Below are 15,305 nucleotides of genomic sequence, written 5' to 3'. Positions count from 1 at the left end.
CCATCCATTATTTTGCTGGCGCTTCAGGTGAAAGATAGAGCGTGCTTAAATTGTCTTTGACAAAATAAGCCTTGGCGGCGCGCTGAATATCCTGCGGGCTGACATTTTCATAGCGTTTTGGCAGTTCGTCCATCAGGCGGTGGCTCAGGCCGTTGACCTCAAGATTGCCGATCATTCTGGCCTGTCCGGCAATATCGTCCTGACTGTAAATCAGGCCGGAAATAAACTTGGCGGAAATGCGCGCAGCTTCCTGCGGCTCAATCAGTTCAGTTTTAGCAGGTCAATTTCCGCCTGAATGGCCTGCTGCGCCGCCTGCATTGAAATGCCTTCAGCCGGCAAGGCGGAAATGCTGAATAAGCTGCCGCCGCGGCTGTACGGGTCATAAGACACGCTTAAGGCGGTAATGATCTGCTTTTGGCGCACCAGGCGGTCTTGCAGGCGCGAAGAAATGCCGCTGTCCAGCAGGCTGCGGATAGTGTTCAGCGCATACGCGTCTTGCGGATTTTCAGCTGTGGCGAGGGAGGGCGCATTCCACGCCATGTACAGGTTTGGCACCTGCACCGCTGAGCTGATTTCCATATGTCGGTAGCCGATGCGCTCAAATTCCAGAACATCATTGCGTGGCGGAGTCTTTCTGGCAGGTACATCGCCAAAGTATTTCTGCACCTGAAGCAGCGCGGTGGCTGTGTCGACATCTCCGGCAATTACCAAAACTGCGTTATTCGGCGCATACCAGTCCTTGTACCATTTCTGCAGATCGGGCAGCTGAATGTTTTGCAGGTTCTTCATATAGCCAACTACCGGCTGGCGGTAAGGGCTGGTCGGGTAAGCCATCCATTTGAAGCGCTCAAATGCCAGCGTGCGCGGGCTGTCATCGGTGCGCAGCCGGCGCTCTTCCATCACCACCTTAATTTCCGGCGCAAAGTCCTGCTGGCGCAGCAGCAGATTGCTCATGCGGTCGGCTTCCAGTTCCAGCGCCAGCGGAAAATAGGCTTTAGGATACAGCTGATAATAGCTGGTGTAATTGGTGTAGGTAGAAGCGTTGACGCTGCCGCCGTAAATGCGGCTGAGGCGGGTGAATTCATTATTAGGCACCTTGCTGGTGCCTTTGAACATCATGTGCTCCAGCACATGGGAAATGCCTAAAATATTGCCGGATTCATCGCTGCTGCCGACTTTGTACCAGATTTGCGTCATCACCATGGGCGAACGGTGATCTTCGCGGATAATCACCTTTAAGCCGTTTGCAAGCGTGGTTTCAAAGGTGGCGCGCGCTTCCGCATGGGCAAATGAACTGATGATGCTTAATATGATTACGCCCGCAGGCAAAATGCGCTGTTTTATCGCTCTTGAAAATGAAGGCGGCTGAATTTTAGTTGTGGACACAGGCATTCCAAATGCAAAGCATAGTGCAGGTATTCAGCACTATTCTTAAGAAACTGCGGGGTGAACGCAAGCGCAGTCAGCTGTTTTTTTGGCGCGCTGACGCTTGGCGCAATCCGGCAAAGCCAAAAATAAAGAACTTGTGCTAGAATCGCATTTTTTAACGCAATGCTTTTCAAAGGATTCGGCATGCAACAGCAATCTAATGGGCAGAATAATTTTTTGATTGATGCTGATATCGGAGATGATGATGTCACATTACCGAGCTTACCTGCGGTAAATGTGCCAATAGTGGACGCTCCAAAAGAGCAAACTGCGGTTCCTGAGCCTGTAGCATCAGAAGCGCAGCCGGAAGAAGCTCCATCTAAAGGCGGTTTCTTCGGGCGAATGAAAGACGGGCTGACTAAAACCCGCAGAAACTTTACTGACGGCATGGTGAATATCCTCATCGGCGGTAAAGAAATTGATGATGAATTGCTGGAAGAAGTCGAAGAGCAGCTTCTGGTTGCCGATATCGGTGTAGAGGCGACTAAAACCATTATTGCGAATTTGACCGAGCGCACTGCGCGCGGCGACTTAATTTACTCGCATTCGCTGTATAAAGCGCTTCAGGAAGAGCTGGTTGCGCTGCTGGCGCCGCGGGTTAAGCCCCTGCATATTGACCCGAACAAAAACCCTTATGTGATTTTAGTAGTGGGCGTGAACGGCGTGGGCAAAACCACAACCATTGGCAAGCTGGCCAAACGCCTGCAGGGCGAAGGCAAGAAAGTCATGCTGGCTGCCGGCGACACTTTCCGCGCGGCGGCCACAGAGCAGCTGCAGATTTGGGGTGAGCGCAACAATATTGCGGTGGTTGCGCAGGGCCATGGCGCAGACAGCGCATCGGTTATTTTTGATGCTTTTGAAAGCGCCCGCGCCAAAGGCGTAGATGTCTTGATCGCGGATACGGCAGGCCGCCTGCATAACAAGAGCAACCTGATGCAGGAGCTGACCAAAGTGAAGCGCGTGATGCAGAAAATTGATGCAACCGCGCCGCATGAAGTGATGCTGGTGGTTGATGCAGGAACCGGCCAAAATGCAATCAATCAGGTCGAAGTATTTGATGAGGCGGTTGGCCTGACCGGCATCACCATTACCAAGCTGGACGGCACGGCCAAAGGCGGCGTGCTGTTCAATATTGCCAGCCGCACCCATGTGCCGATCCGCTTTATCGGCGTGGGTGAAAAAATTGATGACTTGCGCCCATTCTCTGCAAAGTCATTTGTCGCAGCGCTGTTTGAGACTGAAAAGCAATAGTGCGTGACAACTCACACAAACTCCGCCAAGTGCGGAGTTTGTTGTTTTTAGGCCAATTGGTTGATTTAAAAACCGTCATGTAAAAACTTAACAGTTCAGACGCCCTGCTTTAAGTTGATTAGAATAAGGAAAATTATTTGCTGTTTTAGCCAGTGTTGGCTTTAGGGAATCTGTTGTGGCGTTATTAAATAAGATTGGTCATGTTCTGACTGCGGATTTGACCAAAGATTTCAAATTTAAAAAAAAGCAGGCGGATGCGCCGTTTGAGATCACCTTTGTCGATCAGCTGAAAAAGCGCCGCAGCATTTATGAATTGGGGAAAAAAGTTCATTACAGCCAGGCCTATATTGCCGAGCTGATTCAGGAATCAGTGCGCAGCTGCCCGTCGGCCTATAACTCGCAAAGTACGCGCATTGTGGTGCTGTTCGGCGAGTCGCATCAGCACTTTTGGGACATTGTAAAAGACATACAGAAAAGAAATGTGCCCATCGCGGTTTTTGAAGGCGTGGAAATGAAGATTGATCAATGCGCTCATGCTTTTGGCACGGTGCTGTTTTATGAGGATCAGGACGTCATTCATAAACTTCAGAAACAGGTGCCGTTCAGCGCGGCGGATTTCCCGGTATGGTCTGAACAAACTTCGGGCATGGCGCAGTTTGCGGCTTGGACTTCGCTGGCAGATTCCGGCTTGGGCGCTTCCCTGCAGCATTATAATCCTGCGGTTGACACAGCGGTCGCTGACTATTTCGGCATTGAGAAAAGCTGGCTGATGAGGGCGCAGCTGGTCTTCGGTTCTATTGAAGGCCCTGTGCAGGAAAAAGAAGAGCCGGAAGATCAGGACCGGTTCAGAATATATGCTTAATCAGCATCAACAAGCGGCATTAAAATGCCGTTTTTTATGCTTGCTGGTTTTAAACGATTGTTCTATAAATAAAACACAATGTCGTGGTTTTGGCCGTGTGGGCGGCGGAAAAATAGCATATGATGATTTCATCACACTCATCTGGCTGAAAACAAAAAGAGGTTCTGATATGTCATTTTTAGATCAAATTAAGCAGCGCCGCACCATTTATGCCATTGGCAGAAACGTAAAGCTTGATCAAAGTTCAATTGAGCAAACCATTCAGGAAGCGGTCCGCTTCAGCCCTTCAGCATTCAACTCGCAAACTTCACGCGTGGTCACTTTATATGGCGCATCACATGTCAAGTTTTGGAATATAGTCCGTGAAGCCTTGCGCAAGCTTGTTCCTGCAGAAGCTTTTGCCAATACCGATGCGAAGATCAGCAGTTTTGAAGCCGGCTACGGCACTGCTTTGTTTTATGAAGATCAGGATGTAGTCAAAGCGCTGCAGGAGCAATTTACTTTATATGCAGACCATTTCCCTGCTTGGTCTGAGCATTCAACAGGCATTGCGCAGTTCGCCGTATGGACAGCGCTGGCTGAAAAAAGCATCGGCGCGTCTTTGCAGCACTATAATCCAGTTATTGATGCGGAAACTGCGCAGGCTTTTGACATTCCTGCACACTGGAAACTGCGCGCGCAACTGGTGTTTGGTTCTATCGAGGCGCCGGCGGGAGAGAAAACATTTATGGCGGATTCCGAGCGCTTCAAAAGCTTCAATTAATTGCGCATAGATTTTACAGTGGGTTTGAAGAGGGCGCCATAATGCGCCCTCTTCTGCATAAGGCATGAAGTCGTTACGCTGCTAGCGGGTGCGCTGAATAAAGCTATTCAAAATCAGCTTGTCATAAAATTGTCATTAATGCATTGCATAGTGCAATGAAACTTTAACAATCGATAAGAGTAATCTAAATGGCTTTAAGATTAACTGCGGCAATTGCGGCAATGATGGTCAGCAGCGCTGCTTTTTCAGCAGTTACCGTAACGGCTCCGGAAGAAATCAAAATTGTCGCTGTCAATGATCAGGAAGTCAGTGCAGGGCTATTGCGCTCAAATCAGCAATACAAGCTTGATGCCGGTGAAAATGCAATCAGCGTCCGTTATACGGAATTCTTTCAGCATGCCGATAATTCACATGATATTTTAAGATCAGGCATTGTGACTGTAAAAACACCGGTATTGAAAGATGGCGAAAATTACCGCTTGGCGCTGATTGATGCACCAAAAGATTTTGATGCTGCCCAGAAATATAAAGATCAGCCAATTATTGGGCTTTATGATCAGCAAAAGCGGCTGCTGGTAAAGCAGGCCGGCGCAAAGGCGGAGCAGAAAACATGGTTCAGTACAGGTGCTTTTGGCAGTTCATCTGTCGATTTAACTAAAACCAAGACAGCTGCGCCTGCAAACCAGCCTGCGCCTGTTTATGCACAGGCGGCTTTTGTGTCAGGAACTGGGACTGCGGATCAGCAGCTGGTTCAGCTTTGGCAAAAATCATCAAAGCAGGAGCGTCAAAAATTTATGTCATGGCTTGCAGAACAGGCGAATTAGCACTTTAAAGCATGCTTAAAAGCATGAAAGTTCCAAGGCCGGCAGTCGCTGGCCTTTTTTTGAGGATTTTTTGAGAAGCGCGAAAGTGTGTGAATGTGTAAAAAAGCTATGCAAAAGCTGTTTTTTGCGCTAAAAATAACTTCTTGGATTAAAAAATATACGAGTAAGCTGGTTTTTCTAAATTAATTTAGAAAAGGGGTTGCGCTTGTTTTTAAAATGTATAGAATAGCCCACATCAACACGGTAAGCGGAACAAAACGTTAAGTTTTATGTGTTGAATCTGTTGCTGATGAGGCGCAGATAGATCATTAAGAGAATATGAAGAACAACTTGTGTGGGTTTTTACCGGTTGATCGATCGAAATAATTTTCATTGATTGATGGTAGAAATTACTCGAAGTTTATTTGAGAAATTAATGTCAGAAAATTGATGAGCCAGATTTGGTGTTTTGAATAAAGCACTATTGATTTTAAACTGAAGAGTTTGATCATGGCTCAGATTGAACGCTGGCGGCAGGCTTAACACATGCAAGTCGAGCGGGGAGATGTAGCTTGCTACATTTCCTAGCGGCGGACGGGTGAGTAATGCTTAGGAATCTGCCTATTAGTGGGGGACAACGTTTCGAAAGGAACGCTAATACCGCATACGCCCTACGGGGGAAAGCAGGGGATCTTCGGACCTTGCGCTAATAGATGAGCCTAAGCCAGATTAGCTAGTTGGTGGGGTAAAGGCCTACCAAGGCGACGATCTGTAGCGGGTCTGAGAGGATGATCCGCCACACTGGGACTGAGACACGGCCCAGACTCCTACGGGAGGCAGCAGTGGGGAATATTGGACAATGGGGGGAACCCTGATCCAGCCATGCCGCGTGTGTGAAGAAGGCCTTTTGGTTGTAAAGCACTTTAAGCGGGGAGGAGGCTCTTCTAGTTAATACCTAGGATGAGTGGACGTTACCCGCAGAATAAGCACCGGCTAACTCTGTGCCAGCAGCCGCGGTAATACAGAGGGTGCGAGCGTTAATCGGATTTACTGGGCGTAAAGCGTACGTAGGCGGCTTTTTAAGTCGGATGTGAAATCCCTGAGCTTAACTTAGGAATTGCATTCGATACTGGGAAGCTAGAGTATGGGAGAGGATGGTAGAATTCCAGGTGTAGCGGTGAAATGCGTAGAGATCTGGAGGAATACCGATGGCGAAGGCAGCCATCTGGCCTAATACTGACGCTGAGGTACGAAAGCATGGGGAGCAAACAGGATTAGATACCCTGGTAGTCCATGCCGTAAACGATGTCTACTAGCCGTTGGGGCCTTTGAGGCTTTAGTGGCGCAGCTAACGCGATAAGTAGACCGCCTGGGGAGTACGGTCGCAAGACTAAAACTCAAATGAATTGACGGGGGCCCGCACAAGCGGTGGAGCATGTGGTTTAATTCGATGCAACGCGAAGAACCTTACCTGGCCTTGACATAGTAAGAACTTTCCAGAGATGGATTGGTGCCTTCGGGAACTTACATACAGGTGCTGCATGGCTGTCGTCAGCTCGTGTCGTGAGATGTTGGGTTAAGTCCCGCAACGAGCGCAACCCTTTTCCTTATTTGCCAGCGGGTTAAGCCGGGAACTTTAAGGATACTGCCAGTGACAAACTGGAGGAAGGCGGGGACGACGTCAAGTCATCATGGCCCTTACGGCCAGGGCTACACACGTGCTACAATGGTCGGTACAAAGGGTTGCTACCTAGCGATAGGATGCTAATCTCAAAAAGCCGATCGTAGTCCGGATTGGAGTCTGCAACTCGACTCCATGAAGTCGGAATCGCTAGTAATCGCGGATCAGAATGCCGCGGTGAATACGTTCCCGGGCCTTGTACACACCGCCCGTCACACCATGGGAGTTTGTTGCACCAGAAGTAGGTAGTCTAACCGCAAGGAGGACGCTTACCACGGTGTGGCCGACGACTGGGGTGAAGTCGTAACAAGGTAGCCGTAGGGGAACCTGCGGCTGGATCACCTCCTTAACGAAAGATTGACGATCGGTAAGAATCCACAACAAGTTGTTCTTCATGACGATGTATCTGAGGGTCTGTAGCTCAGTTGGTTAGAGCACACGCTTGATAAGCGTGGGGTCACAAGTTCAAGTCTTGTCAGACCCACCAAATCTGCAAACTGAAACAGAGAATCAGAAACATTGGCCTTATGATAAGCTGGGGACTTAGCTTAGTTGGTAGAGCGCCTGCTTTGCACGCAGGAGGTCAGGAGTTCGACTCTCCTAGTCTCCACCATCACTTTAGAGTGATTAAGCTGAGAAGTTAGATTATAGAATTTAGTAAATAAGATCATTTGATTTTAGTTTATTAAGTTCTGTGATTTATCACAGTTGACTGCAGTCCGACGAGGATGCAGTGAATCATTAACAGAATATATTTGAGTTGAAATAATTTGTTCATACTCGTTTTAGCCAGCTTAACAAGCAATTGTTAATGCTGAATGAAATGAGTTACTAGCGAAATTAACTGAATCAAGCGTTTTGGTATATGAATCTAATTGAAGCTGTACAGTGATTAAGTTCACGAAACTCTAACTGTGGCAATTAAGTTTGCGACGCGAAATACTACTTGTAAGTATTAGCGACTGTTTGGGGTTGTATAGTCAAGTAATTAAGTGCATGTGGTGGATGCCTTGGCAGTCAGAGGCGATGAAAGACGTAATAGCCTGCGATAAGCTCCGGGGAGGCGGCAAATATCCTGTGATCCGGAGATTTCTGAATGGGGAAACCCACTTGCCATAAGGCAGGTATCGCAACATGAATACATAGTGTTGCGAGGCGAACGAGGGGAAGTGAAACATCTCAGTACCCTTAGGAAAAGAAATCAATTGAGATTCCCTCAGTAGCGGCGAGCGAACGGGGAACAGCCCATTAAGTCATATAAGTTCTAGCGGAATGCTCTGGGAAGCGCAACCGCAGTAGGTGATAGTCCTGTACGCGAAAGGGCTTATATGATGATGTCGAGTAGGGCGGGGCACGTGAAACCTTGTCTGAATATGGGGGGACCATCCTCCAAGGCTAAATACTCCTGACTGACCGATAGTGAACCAGTACCGTGAGGGAAAGGCGAAAAGAACCCCTGTGAGGGGAGTGAAATAGATCCTGAAACCGCATGCATACAAGCAGTGGGAGCCGGCTTAGTCCGGTGACTGCGTACCTTTTGTATAATGGGTCAGCGACTTACATTCAGTAGCAAGGTTAACCGCATAGGGGAGCCGTAGGGAAACCGAGTCTTAATAGGGCGCTTAGTTGCTGGGTGTAGACCCGAAACCAGGTGATCTATCCATGAGCAGGTTGAAGGTTGGGTAACACTAACTGGAGGACCGAACCCACTGTCGTTGAAAAGCCAGGGGATGACTTGTGGATAGGGGTGAAAGGCTAATCAAACTTGGTGATAGCTGGTTCTCCCCGAAAGCTATTTAGGTAGCGCCTCGGACGAATACCATTGGGGGTAGAGCACTGTTTCGGCTAGGGGGTCATCCCGACTTACCAAACCGATGCAAACTCCGAATACCGATGAGTACTATCCGGGAGACAGACTGCGGGTGCTAACGTCCGTAGTCAAGAGGAAAACAATCCAGACCGCCAGCTAAGGCCCCAAAATTATAGTTAAGTGGGAAACGATGTGGGAAGGCATAGACAGCTAGGAGGTTGGCTTAGAAGCAGCCACCCTTTAAAGAAAGCGTAATAGCTCACTAGTCGAGTCGGCCTGCGCGGAAGATGTAACGGGGCTAAAACTATATGCCGAAGCTGCGGATTTGCAATTTATTGCAAGTGGTAGGGGAGCGTTCTGTAAGCCGATGAAGGTGGATTGAGAAGTCTGCTGGAGGTATCAGAAGTGCGAATGCTGACGTGAGTAACGACAAAACGGGTGAAAAACCCGTTCGCTGAAAGACCAAGGGTTCCAGTCCAACGTTAATCGGGGCTGGGTGAGTCGACCCCTAAGGCGAGGCCGAGAGGCGTAGTCGATGGGAAATTGGTTAATATTCCAATACTTCAGTATAATGCGATGAGAGGACGGAGAAGGTTAAGTCAGCCTGGCGTTGGTTGTCCAGGTGAAAGGTTGTAGGCATGTATCTTAGGCAAATCCGGGGTACTCTATGCTGAGAACTGACAGCAAGCTGCACTTGTGCAGTGAAGTGGCTGATACCATGCTTCCAGGAAAAGTCTCTAAGCTTCAGTTATACTGGAATCGTACCCTAAACCGACACAGGTGGTCAGGTCGAGTAGACCAAAGCGCTTGAGAGAACTCTGCTGAAGGAACTAGGCAAAATGGTACCGTAACTTCGGGAGAAGGTACGCTGCTGGCGGTGATGGAACTTGCTTCCTGAGCTGCCGGCAGCCACAGAAACCAGGCCCCTGCAACTGTTTATTAAAAACATAGCACTCTGCAAACACGAAAGTGGACGTATAGGGTGTGATGCCTGCCCGGTGCTGGAAGGTTAATTGATGGGGTTAGCGTAAGCGAAGCTCTTGATCGAAGCCCCAGTAAACGGCGGCCGTAACTATAACGGTCCTAAGGTAGCGAAATTCCTTGTCGGGTAAGTTCCGACCTGCACGAATGGCATAATGATGGGGGCGCTGTCTCCAGCAGAGGCTCAGTGAAATCGAATTCGCCGTGAAGATGCGGTGTACCCGCGGCTAGACGGAAAGACCCCGTGAACCTTTACTGCAGCTTGACATTGAACTTTGATCTTACTTGTGTAGGATAGGTGGGAGGCTTTGAAGCCGGGACGCTAGTCCCGGTGGAGCCAATCTTGAAATACCACCCTGGTAATATTGAGGTTCTAACTCTGTCCCGTTATCCGGGACGAGGACCATGTCTGGTGGGTAGTTTGACTGGGGCGGTCTCCTCCTAAAGAGTAACGGAGGAGTACGAAGGTGCGCTCAGCGTGGTCGGAAATCACGCGTAGAGTATAAAGGCAAAAGCGCGCTTAACTGCGAGACCCACAAGTCGAGCAGGTACGAAAGTAGGTCTTAGTGATCCGGTGGTTCTGTATGGAAGGGCCATCGCTCAACGGATAAAAGGTACTCTGGGGATAACAGGCTGATACCGCCCAAGAGTTCATATCGACGGCGGTGTTTGGCACCTCGATGTCGGCTCATCTCATCCTGGGGCTGAAGCAGGTCCCAAGGGTATGGCTGTTCGCCATTTAAAGAGGTACGCGAGCTGGGTTTAGAACGTCGTGAGACAGTTCGGTCCCTATCTACCGTGGGCGCTGGAAATTTGAGAGGATCTGCTCCTAGTACGAGAGGACCAGAGTGGACGAACCTCTGGTGTACCGGTTGTGACGCCAGTCGCATCGCCGGGTAGCTATGTTCGGAAGGGATAACCGCTGAAAGCATCTAAGCGGGAAGCCTACCTCAAGATAAGATTTCCCTAGGAATTTATTCCTCTAAAGAGCCGTTGAAGACTACGACGTTGATAGGCTGGATGTGGAAGTGCGGCGACGCATGAAGCTGACCAGTACTAATTGCTCGTGAGGCTTGACTATACAACGCCCAAGCAGTTGTATACGAAGCATCAATTGATTCGAAATCAAACGATCAAACTTGATTTAGTTGAAAAGCTAAGTAAAATTGAACAAATTGCATAAACTCAGATATACCTGTTAATAACTCATTTGGAAAAAACCTTGGCATGCACTGAAAAGTGAACAGATAAGACCAAGCGAGTATCCATAACAGTTGTGCTGGCGACAATAGCGAGAGTGAACCACCTGATCCCTTCCCGAACTCAGAAGTGAAACCTCTTTGCGCTGATGGTAGTGTGGGGTTACCCATGTGAGAGTAAGTCATCGCCAGCTCATTATTCAAAACCCCCTCCGATAAAATCGGAGGGGGTTTTTTTATGCATAAAAAAAATAGAAAAGAAAAGGGCATCCCGGAAGTGGGCAAAGCCTACAGCTGTTACTTTAAGCTTATATTCCAACCAATATATATTTCAAGTATAGATAAAAGGTAAGCGAATACCCTTGATTTTTTCTTTCTTAATTCATGAAGATGAAGCAGATTCAGCATTTTATAAAGCTTTTTTCAAGAGTTTCTGATGCTGCTTGACTTGTTTAGCATATCGTTTGCCCTGTTTTTTCATCTTGTGGTCAGTATTGTAGCCTGTTGGCCCGACATTATAGTAGGCCAATGCTTTTGGCAGTTCGCCAGCAGTATTTTTATATTTTGAGATAATATAGCTGCCGCATTGAATATTGGTATTTTCATCAAATAAATCTCCAGGGCATGTTTGCTGCCAATATCGAGGAATAATTTGAGTAAGGCCAACTGCGCCAGCCGGAGATGTAACACGCGGACGGTAACTGGATTCTTGGCGAATAACCGCAGCCACAAGCAGCGGGTCTAAGTCATAGCGTTCTGCGCTTTGAATAATCATTGGTGAAACGCGATTGGCAGTATTCGGTTCAACCGCATAAGCCTTTTGAATGCCTGAAGATAGTTTTGCGGAACGCTTTTCAATAGAGCCGCCGCCCAGCGATGAGCAGCCTGTGAATGCGATTGCTGCTGTTGCAATCAAGGCCGATTTTAAAGTGAATAGTTTTGAATCGGCCCACCGAGCTTGGATTTGTGAGAAATGCTTCATAATCAATAAAATATTGTCTATAGCCTAATTATTTATGCTGAAAATACTATTCAGCCTATGTGCTGCCGTCAAGGATGCGCCGGCTGTGTAATGCTGTGAATTTGTTAATATCATGGATTTTTTGTCCAGAATTGAAGGCTCTAATTTTAATAATTGAATTCTTCAGTTTGAGGCTCCATGCGCGGCATTCATTCAGCATCTTCCGCCAGCATCTTCTTTTCCAAGGTCAAATTTAGTATTCCTGTGTTCCGATGAATGGATTATTGCCGAACAATTTTTACTGTTTAGAAGGGCTGCAATCAATCTCTTCAACTGAGGGTTGTTTTTTGGCGGATTGCCATAATTCAGTTGATATGTTTTAGCATCCATATTTTACAGGCATGGCTGTGGCCTGTATTGCCTTTAGGCGCATGCAAATGCTCAAAGCCTAATTTTTCATAAAGCTTTACTGCTTGCCATAAACTGGCCGTGGTTTCTAAATAGCAGCTGTTAAAATGATGCTGCTTCGCGAATGCAAAAGCATGCGCCAAAATCTGCTTGGCAAATCCTAAACCGCGAATCTCAGTCAGGAAATACATTTTCTGAACTTCCAGGATGCCCGCATCGCCTTGCAGCGGGGCAATGCCGGCGCCGCCGAAAATCTGACCATGAGCATTTTCAATGACCCAATATTGCGCATTAGGCTGACTGTAAACGCTGTACAGGTGATCTAAGACCGGATCCGCAACGGCAAAGCCGGATTCAGGTGCTAAGCCAAACTCTTTGGAAACGTCACGGATAATCTGCGCAATTTGAGGGTTGTCAGAAATCTGGATAGGGCGGATACGGTACATAGTCAGGGGCAGCCATCATAGAGCAACAAGAGAAGAACTGTTATATTACGGTTTTTCATGAAAATCTAAGGCTTATCCAGCTATTGTTCTGCTGAAGCAGGCGCTATTTCAATTCGCTGGATGATTTTCCTAATTCGCGCCGCGCAATAATCAGCTGCTGAATCTGCTGGGTGCCTTCAAAGATATCCAGGATTTTAGAATCCCGCGCCCATTTTTCCAGCAACTCATCTTCATTATAGCCAACGGCTGCCGCCAGCTCGACGCACTTTAGCGTAATTTCATTGCCTACCCGGCCGGCTTTGGCTTTGGCAATTGAGGCTTCGCGCGAGTTTGGCTGCTTATTGTCCGCCATCCATGCGGCTTTCAGCATGAGCAGGCGCGCGGCTTCCCATTCAGCTTCTAAGCGGTAGATCTGCGCGGCGATATTGGAGGCTTGCAGATAGGGTGTTGCATAGCTGGCATCCAGTTCATCCTTAAAAATTTCCTTAATGCGCTCTAAGGAGGCTTTGGCGCAGCCGACAGCCATCGCAGCGACAAGCGGGCGCGTATTGTCAAAAGTTTCCATGACGCCGGCAAAGCTTTTTGCCGGGTCGATTTCAGCATTGCCGAGCAGGTTGGCCGCCGGAACACGGCAGTCAATCAAGCTGATGGCTGCAGTATCTGAAGCTTTAACCCCTAATTTATGTTCAAGGCGCTCTACTTTCATGCCTGCGGTGCCTTTGGGAACGACAAAGGATTTAATGGCTGCGCGCCCTGACTTTTTATCCAGGCTTGCCCAAACAACTATAGCATCGGCGCGTTCGCCGGAAGTCACAAAGATCTTCTCGCCATTGAGAATATAGTCATCGCCGTCCTTGACTGCGGCCGTGCGGATGGCTGCAGAATCTAAACCGCAGCCGGGTTCGGTAATGGCCATTGCTGCCCATATGCCTTTGAAGCGTTCCAGCTGTTCATCATTGGCCACAGCGGCAATTGCGGAATTGCCCAGCCCTTGCCGCGGCATGCTCAGCAGCAGCCCGGTATCGCCATAGCACATTTCAACGATGCTGAGCGCTGTAGACATATTGACGCCATTTTTGTTGGCGCTGTCAGCGCCGCCGCGCTTATTTACGGCAGCGCCAGCATTCATGCCGTCACCGCTTTCGTTCATGCCGTCGACCAGTGAGGAGAGCATGTCCAGTTCTTTGGGATAGGCATGCTCAGCTTTATCATATTTGCGTGAAATCGGGCGCAGCACATTCAAGGCGACTTCATGGGCCTGATCAATCAGCATTCTGAATTTTTTAGGATTTTGCAGATTCATATTATTTTCCTTTTTTAATCCTTATAGGGCTTATTTAAGCATGCAGGCCGGAGTGCATGATTGCCGTGGCCCGCAAGTCGCGGTACCAGCGCTCAACAGGGTGCTCTTTGGTAAAGCCGTGGCCGCCTAAAATCTGGACGCCATCTGTGCCGATTTTCATGGATTTCTCTGCGCAGAGCAGGCGCGCTAAATAGGCTTCACGGTGAAAAGGCTGCCCAGCTTCTGCAAGGCTGGAGGCATTCAGCACCAGCATGCGCATCGCCTCAATTTCAATCGCCATGTCGGCAATCATGAAAGCAATGCTTTGGCGGTGTGAAATCGGCTCGCCAAAGGCGGTGCGCTCGTTGGCGTACTGAATGCAGTATTTTTTAACCGCTTCACAGGCGCCGGCTGCCATGGCGCACCACATTAAATTGCCCAAATCTACAAATGCGGTGTAGCTGAAATCATCATCGCCCAAGCGTTCGGCTGGGGTGTTATTGAAATGCAGCGTCACCGTTTCGGCGGCTTTCAGCCCCATTGCCGGTGTTTTTCTTAGGGTGATGCTGCTGTCCCGGGTCACGGCAAATACATCGGGCTGGCCATTCAGTTCAGCCGAAACCAGCAGCAGGTCGGCGGATTCGCCTAGAATCACCAAGGTTTTTTCACCGCTAATGGCGTATTTGCCTTGGCGCTCAATGGCCCGGGTTTTAAGCTGGAAAGGATTGAATGCGGCGCTGGCTTCCAGCACGGCAAAGCTGGCCTGAATCTCTGCATCTTCTGCAAAGCTTGACAGGTATTTCGCCTGAACCGCTTCAGAACCCCATTGGCTAAGGGCATTAATCACGCTGAATGTTGAAAGCAGGCCGGCGGTCAGGCTGAAATCTCCCTGCGCCAAGCGCTCTGCAATTAAGATATTGCTGATGATGTTTTTTTCGCTGGCCGCGCCGCCTAAGGCTTCAGGCAGCGCATACAGGTTCAGGCCTAGGTCTGCGCTGTACTGCTGCAGTTCGGCAGGGAACTTTTCCTCCTGATCTGCCCGATGCGCCAGCGGGTAAAGGACTTCCGCGGCGAATTTATCCATTGCATTGCAGGTCATTTGCTGCTCTGGAGTCAGGCTTAAATCAAGCAGTGATTTTGACTGATTGGCTAAGCGCTGCTTATGCAGGTTTTTATTGAATTTAAAGGCTTTCTGGCTCTGGCTTAAGGTTTTAAACCCGGCCTTTGAGCTTTGATACAGCGACTTTTCGACAAATTTTCGCAGTTTCAGCTGATCCAGCACCTCGCTGCCTGCAATTTTGGTCAGCAGCGACAGCCCGAATCCTTGCGCCTTATTTACCATGTTGGTCATTTTTGTTTTTCCGTTGGTGTCTTTTCCTGTTTTTATGCTGACACGCGGAATGGCAAAAAACCATGTCGAAACTGACATG

At 48.7% G+C, this 15,305-nt stretch carries 9 protein-coding genes, 2 tRNA genes, 3 rRNA genes and 1 pseudogene; 9 read left to right on the top strand and 6 right to left on the bottom strand.

Annotation, left to right across the window (positions count from 1 at the left end; all coding sequences use genetic code 11):
* Nucleotides 1-7 precede the first annotated feature (7 nt).
* Together BEN74_RS02720 and BEN74_RS19235 are read right to left on the bottom strand one after the other, a co-directional pair.
* Nucleotides 8-1,392: pseudogene (locus tag BEN74_RS02720) on the bottom strand (M16 family metallopeptidase).
* Entirely contained in the window at nt 1,341-1,574 is a 234-nt protein-coding gene (locus BEN74_RS19235) for a hypothetical protein (protein WP_162898121.1), read from the bottom strand. The pseudogene BEN74_RS02720 and the gene BEN74_RS19235 overlap by 52 nt, the downstream one beginning before the upstream one ends.
* Here BEN74_RS19235 and ftsY point away from each other — a divergent pair.
* The 9 genes from ftsY to rrf all read left to right on the top strand — a co-directional run bounded on the left by ftsY (nt 1,573) and on the right by rrf (nt 10,972).
* On the top strand, nt 1,573-2,679 hold the full coding sequence (ftsY, locus tag BEN74_RS02715) for a signal recognition particle-docking protein FtsY (protein WP_068912199.1): 1,107 nt from the start codon (nt 1,573-1,575) through the stop codon (nt 2,677-2,679). The two genes, BEN74_RS19235 and ftsY, sit on opposite strands and share 2 nt — an antisense overlap.
* Nucleotides 2,680-2,854: 175 nt before the next feature.
* Complete coding sequence (locus BEN74_RS02710) at nt 2,855-3,541, top strand: nitroreductase family protein (RefSeq protein WP_068912180.1); 687 nt, start codon at nt 2,855-2,857, stop codon at nt 3,539-3,541.
* A gap of 169 nt (nt 3,542-3,710) precedes the next feature.
* A complete protein-coding gene (locus BEN74_RS02705) occupies nt 3,711-4,304 on the top strand; it encodes a nitroreductase family protein (protein WP_068912197.1) in 594 nt (197 codons plus the stop codon).
* Nucleotides 4,305-4,492: 188 nt separating this feature from the next.
* Entirely contained in the window at nt 4,493-5,128 is a 636-nt protein-coding gene (locus BEN74_RS02700) for a DUF2057 family protein (protein ID WP_068912178.1), read from the top strand.
* 471 nt (nt 5,129-5,599) lie between these two features.
* Nucleotides 5,600-7,137, top strand: a 16S ribosomal RNA gene (locus BEN74_RS02695).
* Between the two features lie 61 nt (nt 7,138-7,198).
* Nucleotides 7,199-7,275, top strand: a tRNA-Ile gene (locus BEN74_RS02690).
* 50 nt (nt 7,276-7,325) lie between these two features.
* A tRNA-Ala gene (locus tag BEN74_RS02685) sits at nt 7,326-7,401 on the top strand.
* 365 nt (nt 7,402-7,766) lie between these two features.
* Nucleotides 7,767-10,660: ribosomal RNA gene (locus tag BEN74_RS02680) — 23S ribosomal RNA — on the top strand.
* Between the two features lie 197 nt (nt 10,661-10,857).
* Nucleotides 10,858-10,972: ribosomal RNA gene (gene rrf, locus BEN74_RS02675) — 5S ribosomal RNA — on the top strand.
* The 16S, 23S and 5S rRNA genes sit together here with 2 tRNA genes alongside, the layout of an rRNA operon.
* Nucleotides 10,973-11,187: 215 nt before the next feature.
* Here rrf and BEN74_RS02670 read toward each other — a convergent pair.
* The 4 genes from BEN74_RS02670 to BEN74_RS02655 form a co-directional block, all read right to left on the bottom strand.
* A complete protein-coding gene (locus tag BEN74_RS02670; protein ID WP_068910185.1) occupies nt 11,188-11,760 on the bottom strand; it encodes a transglycosylase SLT domain-containing protein in 573 nt (190 codons plus the stop codon).
* Nucleotides 11,761-12,104: 344 nt separating this feature from the next.
* Nucleotides 12,105-12,593 (bottom strand): GNAT family N-acetyltransferase, encoded by a 489-nt coding sequence (locus tag BEN74_RS02665; RefSeq protein ID WP_068910074.1) that lies wholly within the window; start codon nt 12,591-12,593, stop codon nt 12,105-12,107.
* Nucleotides 12,594-12,696: 103 nt separating this feature from the next.
* Nucleotides 12,697-13,896, bottom strand: a complete 1,200-nt coding sequence (locus tag BEN74_RS02660) for an acyl-CoA dehydrogenase family protein (protein ID WP_068910077.1) — start codon at nt 13,894-13,896, stop codon at nt 12,697-12,699.
* Between the two features lie 34 nt (nt 13,897-13,930).
* Complete coding sequence (locus BEN74_RS02655) at nt 13,931-15,226, bottom strand: acyl-CoA dehydrogenase family protein (protein WP_068910188.1); 1,296 nt, start codon at nt 15,224-15,226, stop codon at nt 13,931-13,933.
* Nucleotides 15,227-15,305: the final 79 nt, after the last annotated feature.

Source organism: Acinetobacter sp. WCHAc010034 (genome assembly GCF_001696615.3).
Classification (GTDB): domain Bacteria; phylum Pseudomonadota; class Gammaproteobacteria; order Pseudomonadales; family Moraxellaceae; genus Acinetobacter.
Note: the sequence above shows the minus strand (reverse complement) of the source record. Positions and strands in the feature narration are given on the sequence as shown.